Below are 24150 nucleotides of genomic sequence, written 5' to 3' on the forward strand. Positions count from 1 at the left end.
ATGAATTCGATTTTAATTTCAATGAAATCGGTTCCGAGCTCTTATAGCCCGAGGCCCGGAATTTTCAAACCCTCAGGGATATTGCTTAAAACGCCGCCAGTGATTTTGCTCATCTCCTCATTTGCCAATTCGGTAGACCGATCCAGCGCTTGATTCACTGCGGCCACGATTAAATTTTCGAGCATCTCCACATCTTTAGATTCAAACACCTCTTTTTCAATTTTGACGCTCAAAATTTGCTGCCGACCATTGGCCACCACTTCCACCATGCCTCCGCCAGCCGACCCAATCACTTTCATATTGGCCAATTCTTGCTTCATCTTTAAAATATCTTCCTGCAACTTTTGGGCTTGCTTAAACAAGGTACCAAGACCCAGATTCTTCATGGAATTTTCTCCCGTTTATATAGTGATTTTTCAAATCAAATTTCAATGCCAAATGTAGAAGATTCTAACTGATGCTTTAAACTAAAGTTCCCTAATTATCGGACCAGTTCCCCATCGAACTCCTCGATGATCGTCTTGATCAATGGTATCTTCTGTCCCAATTTATCGATGTAACTATTGCCATTCCCTGATCCTGGTGTTACGTTCGGGCCTTCGGCCTGGACACAGCGAATCCGCAATGGGACATGAAGCAATTCGGCCAATATCAACTCAATTTCCTTGCGGTTGCGATGAATGGAATGGATATGAAAACTGTTCTCCATACCGAACACGACAACCAATTCGTTGCCCTCAATTCGATCCGGCAAACCCTCGTTCAGAAATGATCCCAGCGCGATCTTTCTCTTTTTGATCTCCTCGATAATCATGCCCCATCGATCTTTGACCATTTCAATTCCGATTACAGGCGTGGCGGCTCGGTTCGATGACCCGTTGGTGTCAGCCGCAGGTGTCGATTTCGCTTGGTTGGTCGCTGGGGTCATTGTCACCAGGGAAGCGTCACGAACGACTTGAGCCTGGGGCTGAGGACTTTTTTTTTGATCGCTCAGCATCGTGTTGGGTGGCAGCGCAGCATCCTGACCTGTTGCAATCGTATTTATCGACGGTCCCTGTAGCACCTTTGCTTTGAGAACATCGATCCCTTCGATCAGCGAATCGATCTTTTGGACTTTATCCAATTGAATCATTTTGGTAACGATCATTTCCAAAAACAGCCGAGGATTGGCGCTCCGCTTGATCGCATTTTGTGCGTCTGATGCAATTTGGATCAATCGCAACAGATCTGGCTCATCAAATTGTTCAGCGAGAGCTTTGTAGCGCTGCCGAAAGTGGTCTGCCGCCTCGACAAACTCCACAGATCCGACCGCTTTGGTCACCAAGATATTTCGGAAATGCTCATTGGCTCCATTAAGAAACTCACTGAGATCATAGCCATTATAGAAAACATCCTCAACGATCTGAAAGCCAGCTTTCAAATCGCGACGAAAGATGGCGTCGGATAAATTGAAAAAGATGTTCCAATCGATGACGCCCAAAATCTCACGGATATCCTCCGCTCGAATCTTATTCCCGCAAAAAGATATGACTTGATCCAGCAAACTTTGACTATCCCGCATACTCCCTTCTGCTTTCCGGGCGATCAATAATAGCGATTCATCATCGATATCGATCTGTTCCTGCTGACAAATTAGCCGCAGTTGCTCTATAATCTCATGAGTGGAAATTCGCTTAAAATCAAATCGCTGACACCGGGAGATAATAGTTGCAGGGACTTTGTGGGGCTCGGTAGTGGCAAATATAAACAGTACCCGCGACGGGGGTTCTTCCAATGTCTTCAGTAGTGCATTGAACGCCTCTGTGGTGAGCATGTGCACTTCGTCGATAATATAGATTTTATATTTGCCAGGGTTAGGAGCATACTTCAAACTTTCGCGCAAATTGCGAACTTCGTCGATTCCGCGATTGGATGCACCATCAATTTCTAATACGTCGAGGCTCCGGCCTTCTGTGATGTCTAGGCAACTGTCGCATTCATTGCAAGGGTTCTCGCTTGGGCCCTTAGTACAATTGATCGCCTTAGCTAGAATTCGGGCAATGGTGGTCTTGCCAATCCCTCGAGGGCCAGCAAATAAATAGGCATTTGCTAACCGCCTGGTTCGCAGCGCATTCTGAAGCGTTAGCACCACATGCTTTTGATTGATGACATCATCGAATTTTTGGGGACGCCATTTTCGCGCTAACACCAGATAAGACATTGCTACTTGCCTCCACTCCTCGAGCCAAAGAGCCCAAACTTATTCCAAAGCTTTCAACGTTGCCACAATAGTTTGACTACCTCAGCGATTACTGGCCGCGCAATCGATTGTTCACTTGTTCGTGAAATGATTCCATGCCCCGGGTTCCCGATTGAAGCAATTGGTTATGTACCGCGCCGCATGATAAAGTTAAGGGACAATAGATATTGTCCCAATTTTCACTGTCAGCCAGGCGAATAAATAAACGGCTGTGCACCTTGCTCCGATCCCTCCTTTCAGATCAAGGCGCTTCGCAGCCAGCTCCAACCAAGCTACCCTACGGCACATAGAGCGTCCTGCTTACCGTTGCTACCTTCCGATCCTGGCGGGGTTCGGCAGTGCTCCATTGCGCAGGACTTAGTTATCAACACCACTTACGAAGAGCCAAGACCCGACGAGCAAACCTCGGCAAGGAATTCGACCCTGCTATAGCGGATTGCAGGTTACAGGGCACCGCTAGCTCCCCGTCTAGCACAGCCTGGTGGAGCAGAAGGGAGTTGAACCCTCGACCTCCAGAGTGCGATTCTGGCGCTCTCCCAACTGAGCTACTGCCCCAATGAAAGTCTAAACGTATTTCAGAATACCGTATCGCGGCCGATTTACCAATTGCTGCGAAAAGTATATTTAATGTCAGCCGAAAATACCGCCTCGAAGCTGGCGGAGAGAGAGGGATTCGAACCCTCGGAGAAGCTTTTGGCCCCTCACACGATTTCCAATCGTGCCCGTTCAACCAACTCCGGCATCTCTCCCTATCTCAATTTGAAGAAACTTTAGCGGAGAGGGGGGGATTCGAACCCCCGTTCACCGTAAGGCGAAAACGGTTTTCGAGACCGCCCCGATCAACCACTCCGGCACCTCTCCATGGCTGCTTTCAATCCCGATGTTTAACTTGTTCAGCGCTTTTAGCTGATAGCCTGGCTGCTTTGATGCTCGGATGCTTAATTCTCAGAATTAGAGAATCGATTGTCCCTCAATTTTGCAAAAAAATCCTTTAAAATTGATTCGCATCTCGCCTGCAAAATTCCTGGAATGACCGTCACCGAAGCATGAAGTCGGTCGTTCTGCAAAATATTTATCGTTGAACCACAGGCACCAAACCGCGGATCGCTAGCTCCAAAGACCACAGATCGAATTCTCGAGTTAAGAATCGCGCCCGCACACATTGCACACGGCTCGAGGGTAACGTAAAGGGAAGCATTTTCCAGACGCCAGGAAGCAAGATAATTTGCCGCCGCTGTGATTGCCAAAATTTCTGCATGGGCCGTTGGATCCTGGAGTGTTTCAATTAGATTATGCCCCCGACCAATAACTCGGTTCTCATATACCACCACCGCTCCGACTGGAACCTCCTTTTTCCGATAGGCTTTCTCCGCTTCTAAAAAAGCCTGTTCCATCCATTTGTCATGTTCCCGCACCAAATTGGTCACATCCGTCAAAGCAGTTTTCATACCGATCTGCTATGCAATAAAGACCAGTCTCTGGTCCAATCGAACCATTTTTGCCTCGTACGCCCGGAGGGAATCGAACCCCCAACCTTCTGGTCCGTAGCCAGACGCTCTATCCAATTGAGCTACGGGCGCTTAATTCAGTCGTTGAACAAATAAAAAATCCAACCATTCAGCCAACCGACTAATTGTAGCGCGTACGGGAGTCGAACCCGTGTTACCGACGTGAGAGGCCGGCGTCCTAGGCCACTAGACGAACGCGCCATCGCTTAATCACACTGAACAAGTGCTTCCGGTTGTCTGAAAAAGCAGTCGCTCATGGTACGCCCGGAGGGACTTGAACCCCCAACCCTCTGATCCGAAGTCAGATGCTCTATCCAATTGAGCTACGGGCGCACTCTTAGGGAATAAAGCGAAGGGAAAGATGATCAGACCATTTCCCAACCGCACGATTACCTCATTCCCAAATAAACCAACTTGGCTGGGGAGCAGGGATTCGAACCCCGATTCCATGGTCCAGAGCCACGTGTCCTGCCGTTGAACGACTCCCCAATCTCAAAATTTAAAAATGCGTTCTCAATTTTAAAACGATATATCAGTGAACCTATTTCATATTTAAAAATAAATTTTTCGGCGATCGATCATTTATCACTCTCTAACCAGTTAATTGCCCGTTCGATTCGCCTAATCACAGTTTCTTTGCCCAATAGCGCCATCAAGTCGAATAGGCTTGGGCTCACTCCAAATCCAGTTAGGGCCAATCGTGTCGGATGAATCAGCTTGGCAGCGCTGATTGACAATTCGTCCGCCAGTTTTCTGATCGCATGTTCTATGCTCATTGCATCAAATTGTTCCAGCGCTACCAACCGATCCTGCTCTTCTCTTAATCGATCAACAACTTCTTGCTCTTCCCAATACTTTTTCACCGCTTCCTGATCATATTGTTCTGGGTCACGGAACAAATAATAGCCTAATGTGGCAAAATCAGTCAATCTTTTAATTTTGGGCTTCAGCAGCGAAAGCGCTTTCTTGATATAGATCTCGTTAACCTGGTGATTGTGGAGTAGATCTTGCTGCTGCAAAATTGGTACTACGCGCTGAACTAATTCATCATCGTTCATTCGGCTAATGTACTCGCCATTCATCCAGACCAGCTTGGCCTCATCAAACACCGCACTTTTTTTGGAGATTGCCTTGAGGCTAAAGCTTTCAATCAATTCAGTCTGAGTCATGATTTCACGATCATCGCCAGGCGACCACCCAAGCAACGCCAGAAAATTGAGCATCGCCTCAGGCAAATAACCTGCTGCTTGATATTCGGATACCGAGGTCGCACCATGCCGCTTACTTAACCGCTTTTTATCTGGACCAAGAATCAACGGGACATGGGCAAACTTCGGAGCGTTCCAACCCAGCGCTTGATAGATCAGAATTTGCTTGGGCGTATTGGACAAATGATCATCCCCACGAATTACATGGCTAATAGCCATATCATGATCATCCACTACCACTGCAAAATTGTATGTTGGAATCCCATCTGATCGGAGGATGATAAAATCATCTATCGTTTTATTGTCAACTGTCAAAGAACCATGAACTTCATCAGAGAAATGAGTTTGACCCGGATTTACCTTTAAACGGACGACGCGGGATTTTCCCTCGTTCTCCAATTTTTGACGTTCTTGCAGCGAAAGGTATCGGCAGTGACCGTCGTAACGATATGCCCGTTCGTCATGCTCGTCCAACTCTTTTCGACTGGCCAGCCGCTGGTGATCACAATAGCAATAATAAGCGTGATTGTTATCAATGAGCTGCTGCGCGATCTGTTGATAGCGCGATAGCCGCTGAGACTGAAAAATCGGCGGCTCATCCCAATTCAATCCCAACCAGGTCAAACCATCATAGATCGCTTGAACCATCTTCGGATCCGAGCGAGCGAAATCGGTGTCCTCGATCCGTAATAAAAACTTCCCCCCCTCATGCCTGGCAAATAACCAATTGAAAATGGCCGTCCTTGCGCCCCCAATGTGGAGATAGCCAGTAGGGCTTGGAGCAAAACGAACGCGAACTCGATCTTTTGATTCCAACTGTTCCATTAAAAAACCGATTATTCTCCTTTAGCCCTGTCAATCTCCCACATAAAGCTATGATAATTTCATATGAAAAAAAGCCGTTATCTTTAAATAGCCGTTGTAACGGCTTGCGGAGAGGGAGGGATTCGAACCCTCGGTAGCTCTAACGAACTACAACGGCTTAGCAGGCCGCCCCGTTCGACCACTCCGGCACCTCTCCAAGCTCGCTGATAAGCAGCCCTATTGGCGGAGGACGAGGGACTCGAACCCCCATGTCCACAAGGGACGGCGGTTTTCAAGACCGCTGCCTTACCAATTAGGTCTAGTCCTCCAAAGGTTGAAATATACAAACTTTTCAATTCTTAGTCAATAAATTTTTTGATCAAATTGGATATTTTACCGAAACAGCTTTGTCAACCAGCTCATATCTTGATCAATGGCATTATGCGGGCAGGTTTCATCACAACAGAAGCAGCTAATGCATTTTTTATAATCTATGATGGGAAAGCCATCCCGAGAACTCATCGCCTGGGTAGGACAAATTTTGATACAAGCCCCACAACGTTTGCAACGATCGATGCTTGGTTTTGGGCGCACCCAAACCAATTTGCCTAATAATTTTACCACTCCCCCTGGCACATAGTGAAGCAGTCGGTTAGCAGGAAGCTCAATCGAGTTAGGCTCGATCAAGGGCAAGGGATCACCTACCAACTCAATCCTTCGCAGATCAGCCTCGCCCAAGCCGCGGTGATACGCATAGGATGTTGTTAAAACTTCTCCATGATCAAAACCAATTAGCCTGGCAGCAACGCTATCCAGGGCTACGGCATCGCAACTTGCCAATATGAGCCCCAGATGTCTCGGTGTGCCGGCAGAAGGCCCATTGCCCTCCATCATCTCAACCGCATCCATAATGCTCAATCTCGGTTGCACGGCCTGAAAAACATCCACAATGATCTCTGCAAATTGCTCGACTTTGGGGTGCTGTTTATGATATTCGCTTTTTTGAAAACCCGGAATGGAACCAAACATATTTTTAATCGCGCCAGTATATAAGGTCAAATTGTGCGTCTTTAGTTTGCAGATATTGATCACCAGATCAGCTTCAGCAATTGCCCGAGCAATAAAATAGGATCTCCCATTGACCCGGCGTTCGATCACCCCTTTCTTCTCCAATTGAACCAACTGAGCTCCAGTTTGTTTGGCCACTTGTTCCATCCCAGTGATGCGCCAATATTCTTCGATCGGCCGTGAGATGCCAGCCGGGCTATCCCCAATAGTGACAGTCGCCCCGAGTCGCATAATTCGCTCAACGATCGCTTGAACAATGGAAGGATGGGTCGTTGCAGCCCGCTCCGGCGGCTTTGCAGCCAATAAATTCGGCTTCACGTGCACCTGCATCCCTGGGGCAACAAATTGATCCAACCCGCCAACTAACCGAGCTACCTGATCAATGGCCAAATCGACTAAACCATGATCGTAATTCTGACAATGAACGACTGCAACGGTGCTTTTGCAATTGCCCTGTTGAGCTTTTAATTGCGATAATCTCATTAACTCATTTCCCCCTAAAAACTCACAGCCGAACAAACAATTTCCCGGGGAGTTGCTTCACCAGGTCTCTGAATTCTAGCGGTAACAGGGCCGATAATGTTTCCGCTGTCGATTTTCCAATGGCTGCAGAGAGCAGATCAATATGAATTGGCTCATGGCTCAGCCGACTCAATAACAGTTTCTCAAGGTCTGATAAATCGGCAGGCAATTCCTTGGCCCGCATCTCCTCTTCTTTCAAGAATTTTTTCAATTGTGGTTCCAATTCGATCAAAATATCCTTGGAATCGGTGATGAGTTTGGCGCCATCTTTGATAAGCTGATTCGTCCCAGCGCTTTTTGGACTATTAATATTCCCAGGGACCGCGAAGACTTCACGGCTTTGCTCCAAAGCATAGTTAGCTGTGAGCAGTGCCCCGCTTTTGGTCCCTGCCTCCACAACGACCGTCCCGAGCGAAAGCCCAGACACGATGCGATTCCGCCGAGGAAAATTCACGGCATCGGGTTTGGTGCCCAATGGAAATTCAGAGACAAGTGCCCCCTGCTCAATGATCTTGTCCGCTAGCTTTTTATTCTCCGGGGGATAAATATAATCCAGCCCGCACCCCATCACTGCTAACGTTCGCCCACCAACGCGCAGTGCAGCTTCATGACTGATGGTATCGATGCCTCGAGCCAACCCACTCACAATCACTAGGCCCTTTTGCGCCAATTCTACTGCTATTTTCTCAGCCACCAATTTTCCATAGCTGCTCGGCAGTCGCGTCCCTACCATGGCGATTGCATACCGATCGGTCTTTTGCAAACTCCCCTTCATGAAAATGAAAGCCGGCGGATCATAGATGCGCTTCAAGTTTTCGGGATAGCGATCATCCCAGAAATCAATCATCTCGATACCCATTTTGGCAGCTCGATCAAGTTGTTTTGCCCCGAATTCAAAATCCCGATATGCCTTAATGTGTTGCGCGATTTTCAGCTCAATACCATCAACTTCACAAAGCTGCTTAATCGATGCCGAGAAAATTAATTCAGTCGACTTAAAATGTGCGACCAGCGACCGAATTCGGGTCGCGCCAATTCCAGGAATCGCAGAGAGGTTGATCAATTGTTCTTTATTAATATACATCTGCTTGGCTTGCTAATTAAATTTTTCTAAATTTTATTCTGGTTGAAAAGTTTTTAACAGGGGCATTTATAACCAATGCAATTGAATATTTGACCGCATTCTGATAGGGTTGAATCGATTGCGTTAATTATACGATAAAATTTTTTGCAAAGCAAGAAAAAAAATGGTAGAAATTTGAAGCGTTCTTATCTTATTGTTGAACAATTAATCTAAATTAACTGAGTACAAATTTATTAAATAAAAAACCGCTCAATTTCTTGCTATTGAAAAGAGCGGCTTGTATTTTTGCCATCAATTAAAGATGTCGTTTTAAAGCTCAAAATATGTTTTATTAGCGAAGCAATGTCATTTTACCAACTCTTATTTCCTTTCCAGCTTGAACTTGGTAAAAATAAATTCCATTGGGTAATATGTTTCCAAAATTATCTTGGCCATTCCAGGTGATTGAATGATTGCAAGGCGGTTGTTCTCTTTCATCAAATATATAGACTATCTGACCTAGCAGGTTAAAAATCTTAATTGATACCGGTGCTGAAGTTGGTAGAGAATAATTGATCTTCGTCCCTGATAAACTCAGCTGCGGCGAAAATGGATTGGGATAATTTTGCTGCAATTCAAAATGTTTGGGCAATTCTTCTTGCTTGGTATCAGCTATCGCAAGCGCATTGCCGCTCCACTTGTATACCGCGCCATACGAGCCAACTGCCCAGCCGTGGTCACGATCGATAAAGTAGATGTCGTTACGCCAAAAGTCAAAATCCTGGGAATAGTAACGATGCCAATGTTTGCCTCCATCCTCAGTATATAGCATGACTCCTAAGCTTCCAGCCCAGCCATGGTTTTCATCAGTAAAATGGACAGCCTGCAAGGATTCCTCCCAATTAAGAGGGCACAATTGGCGCTGCCATAATTTTCCTCCATTAGTTGTGTGCCAAATGCCGGTCCCCCCTACAACCCAACCTGTACTATCATTGACGAAAAAAACATCGTTCAAGATATACTCCCCTTTAATCCCCTCATGCTGAAATTTCCATGATTTTCCACCATCATCGGTGTGATAAATTACACCAGAGTCACCTACAGCCCAGCCCATCAAAGAATTAGCAAAAAAGATACTTTGCATTGAAGGGGACGGCAAGCGAAACTGATGCAGCCAGGATTTGCCACCATCCTGGGTATGGAGAATATCAGCACCTGCACTATCCGAGCTAATCGCCCATCCATGAAGGGAATCAGCAAATGAAATGCGATAAAAGCCTTTGATACCGTACTGTAATTGCCAAGTATTGCCTCCATCTTCGGTATGGTAAATGCCTTTTGCAGCATGAACAAACCAACCCTTGTGCCGATCTACAAAGACGATATCGTTACCCTCTAAAGTGTCGCAGGAAACCCAGGTCGTGCCGCCATCTTTGGTATGAATGAGAGTGCTGGTTCCGATAGCCCACCCATGCTCTTTATCGACAAATGATACAGCAATCAGAGCGTTGGAGGTGGCTTTCACTGCCAGGTGCCAATCGACACCGCCGTTCTCGGTACTGAGTAACGTTCCATGGGCTCCAGTGATCCATCCATGAACCTCATCTTTGAAAAAGACACTGGTAAGGTGATTTAAAGTCGGTGCACGTTGAAATTGCCAATAATTACCACCGTCGGTAGTGTGCAAAATAATGCTACTGCCACCATTAGAACCATTTCCCCCAACTATCCAGCCTTGTTGATCATCAATAAAGAAAATATCCGCTAACATGTATTTTTGTTCTGTATCTATATTAACTTTTTCCCAGGTTAAACCTCCGTCAATAGTTCGTAACACGGTTGAACCAGTACCCACGGCCTAACCACGGTTTTTATCTAAGAAAATCAAATCTAAAATTATAGTCCCCTGATGAGTATCCTGCTGGTTCCAGTTTTTTCCACCATCTTTCGTGTACAATATCATGCCATTTCGCCCTCCACACCACCCAGTCAAACTATCGATAAAAAATACCGCATAGAGAAAAACATCAGCACCACTATTCTGCCTGATCCAATTTTTGCCGCCATCTTCAGTATGAGTGATCATTCCAAAGTCGCCGACCATTGTCCCATTATTCATGTTGCAGAAATAGCCGTTGTTCAAAGGAAGCGTATCCATATTAGTTTCAACCAGCGTCCAATTTTAGCCGGCATCGATGGTCTTTAAAAGAAATCCATGTCCTATTATCATTCCCTTACAGCTATCGAAAAAGCAAATATTTTTATTGAAGCCTTTTAGGTTTTCTTCAAGCGAATCTTGAAACTGAAAACGGCTCCAGCTTTGGCCACCGTCGCTGGTAACCAACAACTTGTTATGGGTACCTAAAATAAATCCGTTTTTCTCGCTGGGAAAGTGTACTTTTTGTAATCCAAATTCCCAATCAGCCCTGCGTACCTGGTCCCAGGAACCCTGGGCAAATAATAATGAGTTAGCACAAGCACATAAGACATAAAGAATCGCTCCAAGTAAAATATATTTCGGTTTCATAACTGAACCTCCTTAAATGTTATGAAAGAAGTGACCCAAGCGATAGCCGCTCGGTTCACAACAGTCGTCATAGAAGAACTACCGCAATAGAGTAATTTTGCCCACTTTATTCCTACCCCCTTCCTGCAGTTGATAAAAATAAATCCCAGCCGCCACTCATGCGCCTGAATTATCTCTACCATTCCAGTAAACTGAATATGAACCAGGTTCTTTTAGGCCTATATTTTAGCTGATTAGTTATTTCTAGATGTGCCAGCGGAAAAGGGAGGCGAAGGATTAAATAGATTAATAGGAAAAGAGCTACGCTCAAATTGAAAACATGATATCTGCCGGCTTCCAGAAATTGAAATGTATTTGTTTAATTTTTGAAAGCATTTTTCTGGGGGGGGGCAGAATGATATCTGCTGAAATGATTATTCAACCCCAACTCCACCAATGACGAATTATGAATAAAGCATAACATGTTACACCATCCATGAAATGCTTACAAAAGCATCACAATTTCTGAATTATTTTTGTTTTTAGGATGAAATAAAATCGTATTTTCTTAAAGGATCGTTTTAATAACCATTCATCGTCGAGAAATCAGAATCATTTAACAAAAGGAAGCTGACCAGACCGAAGCCGAAGGCGAAAAGAATTGTAGATGCAAGAACAATCTATTTATATCTCTTTATATATTAATTATACAAAAAAAATTTAAATGTCAAGAGTTTTTTGATCGATTTATTTCTCATCATAAATTTCTTTTATCTGATTTTTCAATTAGCCTCCACATTTCATTTTTTAAACTCTCTAATCCTTCTCCTGTCAAGGCGGATATTTTTTGGATTGGAATTCCCAGCCCCATAATTTGTTCTTTGCCTTGTGGTTCATGAGATGAAGCTAAATCAGCCTTGGTTAATACAATCAAGGATGGTCGTGATAATAAATCCGAATTATATGCATTTAATTCTTTTCTTAAAATTTCATAATCACGAAAAATATTCTCTGAGGTCACTTCGATCAAGAACGCCAGCACTTTGGTTCGCTCGATATGCCTTAAAAATTCCAATCCCAATCCTTTCCCTTGGGCTGCCCCTTCGATGAGACCGGGAATATCTGCTATCACGAAACTGCGATGATCTTTGAACTGCACGATGCCTAAATTGGGAGTTAATGTGGTAAATGGGTAGTCCGCTATTTTAGGTCGTGCAGCCGTCAATCGGGAAAGCAAGGTGGACTTTCCCACATTGGGCAAACCGACGAGGCCGACATCAGCGATTAATTTCAATTCCAATAAAATCGTTCGCGACTCACCAGGCTCACCTGGTTCGGCAGTGCGCGGCGTCTGATTGGTTGGGGTAGCAAAGCGGGCATTGCCGCGGCCGCCTTTACCTCCGCGCGCAACAATCGCTCTTTGACCTGGCGTCACAAGGTCAGCCAGCAGCTCTCCAGTTTCGTCATCTTTAATGATAGTACCTAATGGTACCCGAATGATCAGGTCCTCGCCACTGCGGCCAGTCTTATTTGCCCCTTGACCATGTCGGCCCGATTGCGCCTTAAATTTGGTGCGGTAGCGAAAATCCAGCAATGTTTGCAGATTTAGATCTGCTTCAATGATCACATCCCCTCCTTTGCCGCCATCGCCTCCGTCTGGGCCACCTTTGGGCACATATTTTTCTCTGCGAAAGCTTACTACCCCATCGCCGCCTCGACCTGCAATCGTGACAATTTTCGCCTGATCTATAAACATTGGATCGTTTCCTTGCTTCAGTCCTTCATTCTGCGCAAAATTTTCTCAGGAAAAAATCGATTTCTGAGCATCATCTTCAAAATTTTCTCTCTCAACTCGCACATGCAATCATGACTTTGCCCAGACCACCAGCATTAAATGAAAAAAACGCAGACAGCATTCCTGGCCGATCTGCGTTTTCATGAGTTTTGCTCAAAAAGATCAGCTATTTGACATAGCTTTCCCAGCGGGCCTTCAGGTTGGGATCTTTCATCGTCTCCATGAGATAATTTCCAAATTCCTCAGCGGTTGCCCCAGTATCGCGTCCAGTGATCACCAGCTTTTTCTCATACTGGCCACAGATATCCAATGCCATCTCCAACTTTTCAGCTTTATCCCCGAACCCAATGTGGCGCAGCATCATTGCCCCAGCGCGGATCAAGCTGCTCGGATCAGCATATTTACCGCGGCCCTCTTTGATCATGCGCGGAGCACTTCCATGAATTGCCTCGAACATGGCATAGCGCTTGCCAATGTTGGCCGAACCAGCCGTTCCGACACCACCTTGAAACTCCGCTGCCTCATCGGTCAATATATCGCCATAAAGATTTGGGAGGACTACCACTCGGAATTGGGTGCGTCGCTTTGGATCTACTAATTTTGCGGTCATAATATCAATATACCAGCCCTCCCATTTTACCTGGGGATATTCCTGGGCGATCCGCTTTGCTGTTTCTAAGAACAATCCGTCTGTTGTTTTCACCACGTTCGCTTTGGTCACCACGGTGACATGATTGATATTATTTTTAGCCGCATAATCGAACGCCATTCGAATAATCCGCTCAGCTCCTTGCTTCGTACAAACAGTAAAATCAAAAGCTAAATCTTCGGTGACTTGAATTCCTTTCGAGCCCAGCACATAAGCTCCCTCGGTATTTTCTCGGAAAAAGATCCAATCGATCCCTTCTTTGGGTACTTTTACAGGTCGGACATTCGCAAACAGGTCCAGATAACGGCGCATGGCTACATTGGCGCTTTCGATATTAGGCCACTGGTCGCCTTTCTCTGGAGTGGTCGTCGGCGCTTTCAAAATCACATGACACGCTTTGATCTCCTCCAGCACATCATCTGGAATCGCTTTCATGTGTTTGGCACGGTTCTCAATCGTTAGACCTTCAATGTCGCGAAAGACAATTTTTCCCTCCTTCAATTCTTTTTCCAATAGCGAAGATAACACGCGCACCGTTTCCTTCGAAATAATGGGGCCAATACCATCTCCCCAACAAACCCCCACGATAATCGGTTTTAATTTCGAATAATCGATCCAATCATCAGCCTGTTTCATTCGCTCCACGCGTTCGAGTTGTTCTTTGACAAGAGCTTCAAAGTGCTGTTTGGCTCGCTCCAACACCTCTTGATTCATGCTTTGCCCTCCGTGGTTTCTTCTATTGATCTAATAAATAACTGGTTTTTTAGCAAAATAATATAATTAAATTTAGCATGTAAAGCAAGCGATTTTTGGGCTCAGACTGGTCCAATGTTTTCGAGCTTGCTTTTTTAATGATTTTTTGCTATGTTTTGCTGCCATCAAAATCAGAAATCTAACTTCTGTCTTAGGTGAAGAAATCATAATGATGAATACATGGTAGAAAATTTCTTTTTAAAGAAATGAATGGACAAAATCATACAAGGAATCAAAACATGAATCAATACTCAGTCGCGAAGAAAAAATTTTATTTGGTTGTTTTTTCTTTTCTGCTGCTTGGGGTTTTGAGTTGCTTTTTGAATAGCGACATTACCTGTTGCCAGCCGTCCGATGCGAACGCGCCCTATGCTTCGATCGCCCGCGCGATCATCGATACCGCCTTGGTTAACCCGCACGCTTACTCACTTCTGCGAGAGCTCTGTTACAATATTGGTCCCCGTCTTTGCGGCTCTCCCCAGGCGGCCGCTGCTGTGGAGTGGAGCCGCCAGGTCATGACCAAATTAGGTTTTGACAATGTCCATTTGCAGCCAGTAACGGTCCCGCATTGGGAACGCGGCGATATCGAAGAAGCTGCAATCATCAATTCGTCGCTGATCGGCACGGTTCCGCTCTCAGTTTGTGCGCTTGGGGGAAGCGTGGCAACGCCAGAAACGGGAATTGTGGCGGAAGTGATCGAGGTGCGAAGCTTAAAAGAGGCCGCAGCATTGGGCCGAAAAGCTCAGGGGAAAATTGTGTTTTACAACCGTCCGATGGATCCGAAAACCATTAATACTTTTGCCGGGTATGGTGGCGCAGTAGACCAACGGACGCTGGGCGCAATTGAGGCAGCAAAAGTCGGAGCTGTTGCTGTCTTGGTCCGCTCCATCACCACGCGAAAGGATAACATCCCTCACACTGGATTAATGCATTACGATGCCTCGGTGCCTAAGATCCCTGCTGCCGCGGTCAGCACGGTTGCGGCTGATTTGCTCAGCCAGTTAATCGCTCAAGAGAAAAATGTGCGCGTGAGACTGCGGTTGAGCTGCCAAAATTATCCGATGGTCCAATCGGCCAATGTGATCGGAGAAATTAGAGGCACGGAGAGACCCGATGAGGTAATTCTGATTGGAGGGCATTTGGATAGCTGGGATGTTGGACATGGGGCGCATGACGACGGCGCTGGCTGCGTCCAGACGATCGAGGCGCTTCGATTGATCAAATGCTTAAGGCTCAAGCCTAAACGCACGATCCGGGCGGTGTTGTTTATGTGCGAGGAATTCGGTATTTTCGGAGGGCCCGCTTATGCCGATAGCATCCGCAAAATGGCTCTTAAACACATTGCCGCCATCGAAGCAGATCGCGGTGGGTTCACTCCCCGAGGTTTCGGCATCAATGCTGACGATCGAATCGTAGAAAAATTGAAACGCTGGCAATACCTATTTGAGCCAATCGATGCTGCTAACATTTTCCGCGGCGGCGGTGGCGCCGATATCTCACCGCTTGAACCACATGGCACCATTACCATCGGCCTTATGGTGGATTTCCATCGCTATTTCGATTATCATCATTCAGCCAATGATGTATTTGAAGCAGTGAACGAGCGTGAATTGGAATTAGGCGCAGCAGCTCTGGCAATCTTTGCTTATGTTCTGGCAATGGAGGGAATATAAACTAATCCCGATCGGAATCAATCATCAAACTCCAGCTCAGCTCATTATGCATAAAAGATGCACAGCGTCTATAGGAGCTAACAATAGAAATTCTTGGATCAAACTCGCGTTTCAGTGCTTACTCTGCTGATTCGCTCTCAGGGAATTCTAATTTTTTGAGTTCGGCACTTGCCACAGCCTCTGCCACTAATGATGGCCAATTTTCGATCGCGTTTTCTGCCGCCACAACTTCATCCAATCGGGCATGCGTTTCAGGACTCTTTGGGACCAAATAGCTGCAGCAATCATCGTACGGTTCAATCGAAATTGGGAAGGTCTCGAGCTGCTTGGCCCGTGCAATGATCCATTCTTTGTCCAATCCGATCAATGGGCGCAAAATCGGCAAGGTGCACGCCTGCGAAATCACACCAATATTATCCAGCGTTTGCGATGCCACCTGGCCAAGGCTCTCCCCAGTTACCAGCGCTTTACAGCGTTCCTTTTTGGCGATCGCTTCGGCGATCCGCAACATCATGCGTCGGTAAAGGATCAAGCGCAATTTAGCGGGTGCGTGCATAATGATTGCTTCCTGGACTTTAACAAGCGGCACCAAATAAAGACGACTATTATATTGATATCGTGTCAACTGCTTCGCTAATCGGATCGCATTATGATATGAGGCTTTGTTTGTAAACGGGAAACTATGAAAATGAACGAACACCACACGACAGCCCCTCGTCATCATCAAATATGAAGCTACCGGAGAATCGATCCCAGAGGATATTAAGCTTACCACACGGCCACTGCTGCCAACTGGCAAGCCACGAATTCCTTCATGGCGATCAAAATAAAAATAGATCCTTTTATTGAAGATTTCGATGAAGCAGGTCAAATCAGGATTGTGAAGATCAACTGTTTTGTTTAATCCAAGAAAAATTTTCTCGCCGACCAATTGATTGACCTCCACAGAAGTGTGCGGATAGTCTTTATCAACACGCCGAGTGGCGACTTTGAACGAGCGAAAATCCACCGTTTTCAATTTCTCATAAATCTGTTCCCTCAAGATCTGAACGTCTGGATCGCCTTGATACGCGACACAGAAATGCGCGATCCCAATCACCTGAGATAATCGTTCAATTACTTGTTCAATGGCTCCCTCATCTTCTATTTCAAGGATGAATCGTCCAAAATCCATTTTTATTCTTGGCTCGGTGCACCCCCGAAGCGCTTGCTGTATATTTTCCCGCAGTCGACTTTCAAAGAAGCCGCGGTTTCCTTTTTTCAAACCAATTTCGCTGTAATGAATGATAAAAGAGATTGGTGCGTTTTGGAAATTTTCTTCGTTGGATTTCATATTGGTTGAGTTGGCCGTTTCAAAATCCTTTGAAAATATCTTGAGGTTGCCGTGATTTTTGCACTCTAATGCTTACGATGCAGTCAATTGTTCATCAGAAAGCAAATGCAGGTAGCATCAGATTGATTTTCAGACTAATTATTCATAGCGCAAAGACGATGATGTGGATTGGATTTTGAGATAGTTTGAGTTGAAACAAAAAAGGAGTTTGAAAAACAAACTCCCTTAAATCATCCGCTGTTTCAATTCTTCAATTTTTGGAAGCAAATTTTTGAAAGAATTTAATCCGCTTCTTTTTGGAGTTCAATTCGAGCTGCTTGAGATATTTGAGCACTTGGAACCAGCTAAGCTTGATATTACCATATCGCGGCGTATTCAATTCTCGCATAATTTTGATGCTACCGTAATCTGGATTTTCTTTGACGAGCTGCTGAATCTTTTCTTCGATGGTTTTGTCCTTTGCTTCCACTTTCATCATGCGATCAAGATAGTCATCTCGTTTGCCAACGGGTTCTGCTGGTTGGGCAGCTCGTGGCTTGGAAATAGCTGGCCGCTCTTCCTCGATCATTGCCGGTTGTAATGGCTCGCCTTTTGGCCGAGTTTTATCAAAATCTGCAATGGCATCTTCAAGCGTATCAAACGCCTTCAAAATATAATGAAACTCTAAAAGCTCAAAAACTTCATATACATCAGGGATCATACTCACCAGCTTTAGATCGCCGCCTTTTTCGCGAATCCCTTTAATCTCGCTGATGAAAATCCCCCATCCAGCGCTACTGATATAATCCACATTGGCCAAATCAATGATGATATTATAACAATTAGCGGCTAATAATTGTTCAAGCGAGTGCTCCAATTCGGCAGAAGTCGTGGTATCAATATAGCCGCCCACTTTAATAACCGAAATATTATTATTTGCGCCTGCTTGTTTCACTGACAGTTGGATTCCTTCCATCATGCTCTCCAGCTATAAGACCCCTGAAAATTCAACGGCAAAAAATATAAGAGAAATTTATGAAAAAGTCAACAAAAAAATCAGAATTAAATCTTTTGTTTTTTTAATATTTCAAGTTCGCTCATTTTTGATTAATAGCGCTTCAGCCTTTTCGATATAGCGCATAATATCCTCCCGATTCGGATTGTATTTTAAGGCGGTTTTCCACTCTCGAATTGCATCACGATATCTTCCCATATTTGCATAAACCACACCAGTGTTCTCGTAGGCATCGACATCAAAAGGATCGATCTCTTTGACTCGTTGGTAGGATTTGATGGCCAAATCAACCTTGTTGACACGATAATATGCGTTCCCGAGAATGCTATGCGCTTCTTTAAAATCAGGGTCCAACTCTATTACCTTCAAAAATTGCTCCACTGCCTGCTCATATTTTTGTTCCTGATAGTATTTGATCCCCAATGCAAGATATTTCTCCCGCAATCGCTCAGGAGACACGGCCGTAGCCGATGCCTGGGGAGAATTTTTTTTCTCCGCCTCCCGATCGACAACAGCTAATTTTTCATCCTTCGAAGCTTTTTTGGCAACAGCTATTGCATCCGCGTCGTGATAAACAGGTTCCAGCTCAGGCTCCTCAGTCTTTGCTTCATCAAAAAACGAAAGCTCACTCTCAATTTCATCGATTAAATCATCAAAAGTAAATTCTGTGATCGCTTCGTTTGGCTCGTCCTCTAATAGTTCGTTTTCATCGATTGTTACGATCTTTAATGGCTGGATGTCCTCAGAAGATTCGTTGCTTTCATCTTCGGGTTTTGCAGCGGCATCGGACACTGCAGGGCTCGTTTCGGTAGCCTTTTTATCCATCGATGCATCTTCATTCAGCAAATTCCCATCATTATCATCCTCTGAACCAAAAATCAAGTCTTTAAAACTCACATGATCGGTAATCGAATCAAAGCCCAATTCCTTCTCATCTTCTTTTAGTTCAGTGGAGTCGCCCAGCAATTCATCGAGATCGACCTCATCTGGCGCGATGCTGGTTTGTTCCACCTCGCCCCGTTCATCTTTTGCGATATCCCGAGATTCGCCGCTATCAGTAGGTTCCTGGGTTGGTGCCAAGTTTGGCTCAGCTTCCAAAGAAACCTCAGATGGAGTGGCCTCCTCCGCTTGCTCATCCCAGATATCGCGAAAGCTCAACTCGCTCTCAAGTTCCACTGATTCATCTGGCGGCGTTTCTTTTTCGGAAAGCAGCTCATCTAAACCGAGTTCAGCCTCAATTTCGATGTCTTCGGGCCGACGATGTTCGATTGGTTGTTCGGGAATTTGCTGTTCCGTCTTTTCTGCAACTTTTTGTTCTGGCAATGGCTGCTCAGGAGATGGTTCGACTGATTGCGCTTCAACAGCAGCCGGTGGCTTTGTTTTTGAACGATCATCGGCTGGTTTCCGCTTTTCCAATAAATCCTCGATTGGCAACGTGACCATGCTCTCTAGCACAAATTTATCATCTGGCTCTTGGGGAGCAAGTGTTGCTTCTTGGCGTTCAGGTTTTGGGATGGCCCTCTCCGGCTTGGTCTTCGGTTGATATTCGTATTTCGGAGCTGGTTTGGATGTCGGGAGATCTAAATTGTCCAAATCCTTGCGAAGAATAACCCGACCATCCAGCGTTAACATTGGAGTGCCAGGCGGTTTTAAGCGTTTCCGTTTTCCAGCGCGAGCGATGTAAGCTTCGCGCAACTGTCGGGTGTTCAATCGGCTGCGAACCAATTCGTCGTAGATGCGGCTCTCATTGATCTTGGTAAAACCATATTCCTCGGTGTCTAATACTTCGCTGATCCGCTTGGCTCCGTATTCTGGATGTTTTCTGATAATGTCGTAGATCTTAGTCTTTTCTTCAATGCTGAGATGTTTGGCTTCAACCGAAACCGAGTCATCAATCGAATAGGCATCAAGCCCTTCTTCTTCAAAAATCTTTTTATACTTGTTGTAGTAAGCATACGTGGTAATTCCCGCCGTCTCGCACGCTTCTCGAATGCTTTTCCCTTGCAAAACGAGTTGGTGAGCGGTCCGAGCGCGATTCAATTCAATTTTCTCAGGAGTGCTCTTCTCTTTAATGGCTACAACGGTGATATCATCGCTTTGTTCGTAGCCCTCGGTGAATGAATGAATTTCGTCCCTCAATTTTTTGATAAATTCATCAACGCTCAGATGACCATAATTTCTGATACAATCCAGCAGCCGTTCCTCGCCGAACAGCTCGCGACGTCTGTTCATTGCTTCGGTAATACCATCAGTATAGAGTAGCAGGATGTCATCTTCGGTCAATTGGATTGTATCAGACTCAATCGATTTTTTGAACAAATCAGGATCGGGCAGAGCAATGCCAACTGGAAAGCCGTGGGGATTTAGATAATAAGTTTTATTCGTGCTCTTGCGATACAGGATCATCGGATTATGACCGGCACTGGCGTAGTTGATGCGCCGTTTTTTCGAATCGATGATGATATAAAACAGGGTGACAAACATTCCCTTTTTCATATCATCGACGACAATTTCGTTAACCCGCGTCAGCACTTCAGACGCGGATTTAATTGAGCGAGCTTCGGTGCGCAACGTTGCCTTAATGTAAGCCATGACCAGCGAGCCGGGGACGCCTTTTCCCGAAACATCTGCGACGACAATACCCAACGTATCCTTATCGACTTCGATGAAATCAAAATAATCTCCTCCCAGCTCTTTCGCAGCTTCATAATAGGGGGCAATTTCATATCCCTCGATTTGGGGGATTTCTCGCGGGATCAGGCGCTGTTGGATCTCCTGGCCCACCTGCATCTCGGTTTTGATGCGCTGTTGCTCGGCGAGATTTTTTTGGGATTCTCGGACCTTATCGGTCATTTCGCTGAAAGCAGCAGCCAATTGACCGACTTCGGAGCTCTGATCAAAATCGATTTCGTCTTTCACGTTGCCAGAGCCAAGATCCTTCACCCAGGCAGCCAGCTTGCGGAACGGATTCAGGATAAAATAAATGAGGACGATAATGCCAGCATAGCCGATTAGCAATATCAGCAATGCAACCTGCAAATCTTTTAGCCGCTGCGCCGTAATCTTTTTTCTAATTTGATCGCGGCTTATCTCCAAATATACCTTGCCAAGTTGATTATTGTCGTTATCTAGTATTGGTCGAACGAAACTGTACAATTTCTGGTTATTTTCAGCCTCATACAGAAACAGATAGTCTCCATAACGTTCCTTCGAATGGCTGATCTTAAATTCCGAGTTAAAATACATGCTAAACAAATTTTCATCGGTCGTATATAGCAATCGGTCGGTTTCATCGACCAGAATAATCCGAAAGATTTCCTTTCGCTCTTTGATATATTCATTGATAATTGGTGTGCTATTGTAGGGGTCTAATTTTTCAGAAGCTCGCATTAGTAATCGGGCGAGTTCTTCGGTGGCAAACTTCTGTGTTTTGACAAAATCATTAAATACTTTATTGCCATGGATGAAAAAGAACACCAGATAGCCAAGGGTAACAACCGCCGTTAAAACAGCGCCGGTAATCATCGAATAGCGAGTTTTTAAGCTAAACGAGAGCGTTGTCGCCGCTCTTTTATCGGCGGCTTTCTTCTTCAGTCCACCATCGCGATAGACGGTCATCCGTAATTCATTGCCTTCTTCAGTATGCTGATAATCGATTTCATCGATCATCTTTCGCATCATAAAGATGCCCAAACCTCCTTTTTTCCCGATTTGGACATAGCGTTTCAAATCAGGATCTTCCACCCGCTGCGGATCAAAATATTTCCCCTGATCGATCAGAACAACGGTCATGCTATTCTTTTTGACGATCACGCGCAGCGTAATCATGCCCACGCCATCGTAATCGCGATAGGCATGTTTGATGATATTAGTGGCCGCCTCATCAACGCAGAGCTTCAGGTGGTTTATGACTTTGCTGGGAAAATCATGCTTTCTTCCAGCCTTGGTCACAAAGTTGCGCAAGTCACCCAAATGATCAAAGAGAGCAGGGACCTTAATTTCTTCATGAATGGCTACCTTAAACACGTGTTTTCCCCTTCTTACTTACTAATTCCGTTCCGTTTTTGGTCCTTTGCGCTGCTGCTCAATGCGTTCCCGTGCCAAGTCGATTGCCTCTAAAATGGTTTTATTATATCGCTGAACTTTTTGGATTTCTTCAAGAATCTTCAATGCATCCTCATACTTGCCCGCACTCAGCAATTTGACTGCTTCATGGAGGCGCCTATTCAACTCTTGTGGCATTTTTTCGTCACGAGCATTGGCTCTGGCTTCCGCATCATCATAATATTTGCGAACTGTCGCATCGTTCGGTTGAAGCGCCAACGCTTTTTTGAACGAGTCCATCGCTTTCGGATAATCTTTCTGAATATAATAACGATACCCTTGCTGAAATAGATCCAAGAAAGTCATCTGCCGCTCATATTCTGTCAGCCGCTGCTCGATCAACTTGATCTGGCTTTCGTTGGGATTTAACCGTCGCGCCTTATTCAATTCTTGAATCGCCTCCAGAAATTTGCGCGAACGACCATAAGATTCGGCGCTGGACATTAACGAAAGCACCTTCTTTTCGTTCTCATTTCTGGCTGCTGCGATCCACTGCTGGGCTAAAGCGTTCTCAGGATCTAAAGCCAGCATTTTATCCCATTCTTCGATGGCTTTCGCATATTCTTCATTGTCATAATACGCCATGCCCTGTTTGAAATAATTGTTCAAGCGAATCTGATTCTCTTCACGCATCTTTTCTTTGATGTTCTTCGCCTCGATTTCGCGGATCCGTTTTTGAATCTCTTCTTCGTTCTTTTGGGCCGCATACTCTGCCAGTTTTTTAGCCTCTTTGATCACCGCAGAATTGGGCAATTCCTTCTCATAAGCGATCACGATGTTAAATTCGCTCAGCGCCCTAGCCCAATCCTCATTGGTCAAATACGCCTTGCCCCGTTCCATGCTTGCCGAGATCTTCTCATTTCGCTCAAATTCAACTTGCTCTTGAGCAATCCGCTGGGCTTCTAAATAACGACGCTGTTCTGCCAAGCGAATTAATTCATCCTTGGACTTTCCGATCTTTATCGACAATGAGATACGATGACTGGAACTGATTTCATTCTCAGCAAATTTGCCAAAAGAATAATCGATTTGGAAAATGTTAAACGCGGCACCCGCGCCGAAGGCAAGTTGATTATGATTGATCCCCACTCGTAGCATGGCAAGGTTCTGAAATGCATACTCGGTCCCGAAATGATATTTGAAGGGATATTTCTCCCCTTGCTCAAAATCTAAAAATACCGTCAATTGATTGCCAAATTCATTCTTCAGGATTGGCTTGGCTAGGCCAAAGCGAAGGTTCATGGGGTGAACATCTGTTGCTGTGTTCATTTTCATGCGCGAGCCCAACAGGTTCTGAATCATCACGCCCATAGAAAGGCCGCTGAGCACAATATTGCTTGATTCCGGCCGATACAAAATCCCGATATCGCTTCCTATCCCAGTAGCCTCTGTGCCGATGCCCTGCGCCAACTCAAAACCAGAAAAGCTTTCTCGATTAATTTTCAAATTCAGTCCAAACGAAATTTCTTTATAAAATGGCAATTGTTTGCCGTATGAAAACATGAACTGGTAGCTCCCATAGGTCGCTTTCCCACCAGGAACCGCATTTTCATCATTCTCCATAATGTCGCCAGTTGCAATGGCAATTATCCCCACTCCAAAAGTCCCAATACTGATGCTGGGATGAACATAACCGATATAATAATATTGGCTCCCGTAAAGTAAATTCGTGAAAAACAGGCTAACATTTTTATATTGCAACCTGTCCAAAGCGGCCGGATTCCAATAGATCGCAGTCGCATCGTATGATTCGGCCACCGAGGCATTCCCTAACGCCAAAGCTCTGGCCCCAACTCCATGAATGAAGTTTGAATGGGTGCCACCATACCCTTCTGTCTGAGCGGAAACAAAATGAGAGGCGAACAACAATACGCTGACAATAGATAGCGCGATAATAGGGTTTTTTGTCTTGCTCATTTTTTCACCCATAG

17 protein-coding genes, 9 tRNA genes and 1 other RNA gene are annotated in these 24150 nt (G+C 45.3%); 1 reads left to right on the plus strand and 26 read right to left on the minus strand.

The genetic code is table 11. The features are described 5' to 3' along the window. Nucleotides 1-41 precede the first annotated feature (41 nt). The 22 genes from ONB37_06310 to ONB37_06415 all read right to left on the minus strand — a co-directional run bounded on the left by ONB37_06310 (nucleotide 42) and on the right by ONB37_06415 (nucleotide 14076). Nucleotides 42-386 carry a YbaB/EbfC family nucleoid-associated protein gene (locus tag ONB37_06310; GenBank protein ID MDZ7399764.1) on the minus strand — a complete coding sequence of 115 codons (345 nt, stop codon included), beginning with the start codon at nucleotides 384-386 and terminating at the stop codon, nucleotides 42-44. 95 nt (nucleotides 387-481) lie between these two features. Further along, nucleotides 482-2200, minus strand: a complete 1719-nt coding sequence (gene dnaX / locus ONB37_06315) for a DNA polymerase III subunit gamma/tau (GenBank protein ID MDZ7399765.1) — start codon at nucleotides 2198-2200, stop codon at nucleotides 482-484. An 88-nt stretch (nucleotides 2201-2288) separates the two neighbouring features. Next, nucleotides 2289-2456 (minus strand): hypothetical protein, encoded by a 168-nt coding sequence (locus ONB37_06320; GenBank protein MDZ7399766.1) that lies wholly within the window; start codon nucleotides 2454-2456, stop codon nucleotides 2289-2291. Next, nucleotides 2449-2716: signal recognition particle sRNA large type (ffs, locus tag ONB37_06325), an RNA gene on the minus strand. Before ffs ends, ONB37_06320 begins: the two co-directional genes overlap by 8 nt. Before the next feature lie 2 nt (nucleotides 2717-2718). Then, nucleotides 2719-2794 (minus strand) — tRNA-Ala (locus tag ONB37_06330). Nucleotides 2795-2894: 100 nt separating this feature from the next. After that, nucleotides 2895-2988: transfer RNA gene (locus tag ONB37_06335), tRNA-Ser, on the minus strand. 25 nt (nucleotides 2989-3013) lie between these two features. After that, nucleotides 3014-3100 (minus strand) — tRNA-Ser (locus ONB37_06340). Nucleotides 3101-3177: 77 nt separating this feature from the next. Beyond that, nucleotides 3178-3687 (minus strand): tRNA adenosine(34) deaminase TadA, encoded by a 510-nt coding sequence (tadA, locus tag ONB37_06345; protein ID MDZ7399767.1) that lies wholly within the window; start codon nucleotides 3685-3687, stop codon nucleotides 3178-3180. Between the two features lie 58 nt (nucleotides 3688-3745). Next, nucleotides 3746-3819 (minus strand) — tRNA-Arg (locus tag ONB37_06350). Between the two features lie 56 nt (nucleotides 3820-3875). Further along, nucleotides 3876-3948: transfer RNA gene (locus ONB37_06355), tRNA-Glu, on the minus strand. 55 nt (nucleotides 3949-4003) lie between these two features. Beyond that, nucleotides 4004-4080: transfer RNA gene (locus ONB37_06360), tRNA-Arg, on the minus strand. Nucleotides 4081-4162: 82 nt separating this feature from the next. Next, nucleotides 4163-4236, minus strand: a tRNA-Gln gene (locus ONB37_06365). Nucleotides 4237-4325: 89 nt separating this feature from the next. Further along, nucleotides 4326-5771: a glutamate--tRNA ligase gene (gene gltX, locus ONB37_06370; GenBank protein ID MDZ7399768.1), complete on the minus strand. Its 1446-nt coding sequence runs from the start codon at nucleotides 5769-5771 to the stop codon at nucleotides 4326-4328. Nucleotides 5772-5887: 116 nt separating this feature from the next. Continuing rightward, nucleotides 5888-5976, minus strand: a tRNA-Ser gene (locus tag ONB37_06375). 24 nt (nucleotides 5977-6000) lie between these two features. Then, nucleotides 6001-6088, minus strand: a tRNA-Ser gene (locus tag ONB37_06380). Nucleotides 6089-6152: 64 nt separating this feature from the next. After that, entirely contained in the window at nucleotides 6153-7310 is a 1158-nt protein-coding gene (locus tag ONB37_06385; protein ID MDZ7399769.1) for a DUF362 domain-containing protein, read from the minus strand. Nucleotides 7311-7332: 22 nt separating this feature from the next. Next, nucleotides 7333-8433 carry a DNA-processing protein DprA gene (dprA, locus tag ONB37_06390; GenBank protein ID MDZ7399770.1) on the minus strand — a complete coding sequence of 367 codons (1101 nt, stop codon included), beginning with the start codon at nucleotides 8431-8433 and terminating at the stop codon, nucleotides 7333-7335. A 331-nt stretch (nucleotides 8434-8764) separates the two neighbouring features. Further along, on the minus strand, nucleotides 8765-10267 hold the full coding sequence (locus tag ONB37_06395; protein MDZ7399771.1) for a YCF48-related protein: 1503 nt from the start codon (nucleotides 10265-10267) through the stop codon (nucleotides 8765-8767). Between the two features lie 3 nt (nucleotides 10268-10270). Further along, nucleotides 10271-10585 carry a YCF48-related protein gene (locus ONB37_06400; protein MDZ7399772.1) on the minus strand — a complete coding sequence of 105 codons (315 nt, stop codon included), beginning with the start codon at nucleotides 10583-10585 and terminating at the stop codon, nucleotides 10271-10273. 9 nt (nucleotides 10586-10594) lie between these two features. After that, nucleotides 10595-10939 (minus strand): YCF48-related protein, encoded by a 345-nt coding sequence (locus tag ONB37_06405; GenBank protein ID MDZ7399773.1) that lies wholly within the window; start codon nucleotides 10937-10939, stop codon nucleotides 10595-10597. Between the two features lie 736 nt (nucleotides 10940-11675). Next, a complete protein-coding gene (gene obgE, locus ONB37_06410; GenBank protein MDZ7399774.1) occupies nucleotides 11676-12674 on the minus strand; it encodes a GTPase ObgE in 999 nt (332 codons plus the stop codon). A gap of 205 nt (nucleotides 12675-12879) precedes the next feature. Continuing rightward, nucleotides 12880-14076: an isocitrate/isopropylmalate family dehydrogenase gene (locus ONB37_06415; GenBank protein ID MDZ7399775.1), complete on the minus strand. Its 1197-nt coding sequence runs from the start codon at nucleotides 14074-14076 to the stop codon at nucleotides 12880-12882. A 278-nt stretch (nucleotides 14077-14354) separates the two neighbouring features. On the opposite strand from ONB37_06415, the gene ONB37_06420 reads away from it, so the two are divergent. After that, the gene (locus tag ONB37_06420; protein MDZ7399776.1) at nucleotides 14355-15788 is read left to right on the plus strand and encodes a M28 family peptidase; all 1434 of its coding nucleotides are present in this window, start codon (nucleotides 14355-14357) and stop codon (nucleotides 15786-15788) included. 118 nt (nucleotides 15789-15906) lie between these two features. On the opposite strand, the gene thiI is transcribed toward ONB37_06420, so the two are convergent. The 4 genes from thiI to ONB37_06440 all read right to left on the minus strand — a co-directional run bounded on the left by thiI (nucleotide 15907) and on the right by ONB37_06440 (nucleotide 24136). Next, complete coding sequence (gene thiI / locus ONB37_06425; GenBank protein ID MDZ7399777.1) at nucleotides 15907-17121, minus strand: tRNA 4-thiouridine(8) synthase ThiI; 1215 nt, start codon at nucleotides 17119-17121, stop codon at nucleotides 15907-15909. Nucleotides 17122-17371: 250 nt separating this feature from the next. After that, nucleotides 17372-18076, minus strand: coding sequence for an STAS domain-containing protein (locus ONB37_06430; GenBank protein ID MDZ7399778.1), 705 nt, complete (start codon nucleotides 18074-18076; stop codon nucleotides 17372-17374). A 111-nt stretch (nucleotides 18077-18187) separates the two neighbouring features. Next, nucleotides 18188-22141 carry a SpoIIE family protein phosphatase gene (locus ONB37_06435; protein MDZ7399779.1) on the minus strand — a complete coding sequence of 1318 codons (3954 nt, stop codon included), beginning with the start codon at nucleotides 22139-22141 and terminating at the stop codon, nucleotides 18188-18190. A gap of 21 nt (nucleotides 22142-22162) precedes the next feature. Then, nucleotides 22163-24136, minus strand: a complete 1974-nt coding sequence (locus ONB37_06440; GenBank protein MDZ7399780.1) for a PorV/PorQ family protein — start codon at nucleotides 24134-24136, stop codon at nucleotides 22163-22165. Between the last annotated feature and the right edge of the window lie 14 nt (nucleotides 24137-24150).

The sequence above is a fragment of the candidate division KSB1 bacterium genome, from assembly GCA_034506395.1.
Taxonomy (GTDB): domain Bacteria; phylum Zhuqueibacterota; class Zhuqueibacteria; order Thermofontimicrobiales; family Thermofontimicrobiaceae; genus Thermofontimicrobium.

Bases quoted from the DNA above. Each gene is read 5' to 3' on its own strand.
- ONB37_06440 (MDZ7399780.1), bottom strand. From the start codon at position 24,136: ATGAGCAAGACAAAAAACCCTATTATCGCGCTATCTATTGTCAGCGTA.
- ONB37_06385 (MDZ7399769.1), bottom strand. From the start codon at position 7,310: ATGAGATTATCGCAATTAAAAGCTCAACAGGGCAATTGCAAAAGCACC.
- dprA (MDZ7399770.1), bottom strand. From the start codon at position 8,433: ATGTATATTAATAAAGAACAATTGATCAACCTCTCTGCGATTCCTGGA.
- ONB37_06310 (MDZ7399764.1), bottom strand. From the start codon at position 386: ATGAAGAATCTGGGTCTTGGTACCTTGTTTAAGCAAGCCCAAAAGTTG.
- thiI (MDZ7399777.1), bottom strand. From the start codon at position 17,121: ATGAAATCCAACGAAGAAAATTTCCAAAACGCACCAATCTCTTTTATC.
- tadA (MDZ7399767.1), bottom strand. From the start codon at position 3,687: ATGAAAACTGCTTTGACGGATGTGACCAATTTGGTGCGGGAACATGAC.
- obgE (MDZ7399774.1), bottom strand. From the start codon at position 12,674: ATGTTTATAGATCAGGCGAAAATTGTCACGATTGCAGGTCGAGGCGGC.
- ONB37_06415 (MDZ7399775.1), bottom strand. From the start codon at position 14,076: ATGAATCAAGAGGTGTTGGAGCGAGCCAAACAGCACTTTGAAGCTCTT.
- ONB37_06420 (MDZ7399776.1), top strand. From the start codon at position 14,355: ATGAATCAATACTCAGTCGCGAAGAAAAAATTTTATTTGGTTGTTTTT.
- dnaX (MDZ7399765.1), bottom strand. From the start codon at position 2,200: ATGTCTTATCTGGTGTTAGCGCGAAAATGGCGTCCCCAAAAATTCGAT.
- ONB37_06430 (MDZ7399778.1), bottom strand. From the start codon at position 18,076: ATGGAAGGAATCCAACTGTCAGTGAAACAAGCAGGCGCAAATAATAAT.
- ONB37_06405 (MDZ7399773.1), bottom strand. From the start codon at position 10,939: ATGAAACCGAAATATATTTTACTTGGAGCGATTCTTTATGTCTTATGT.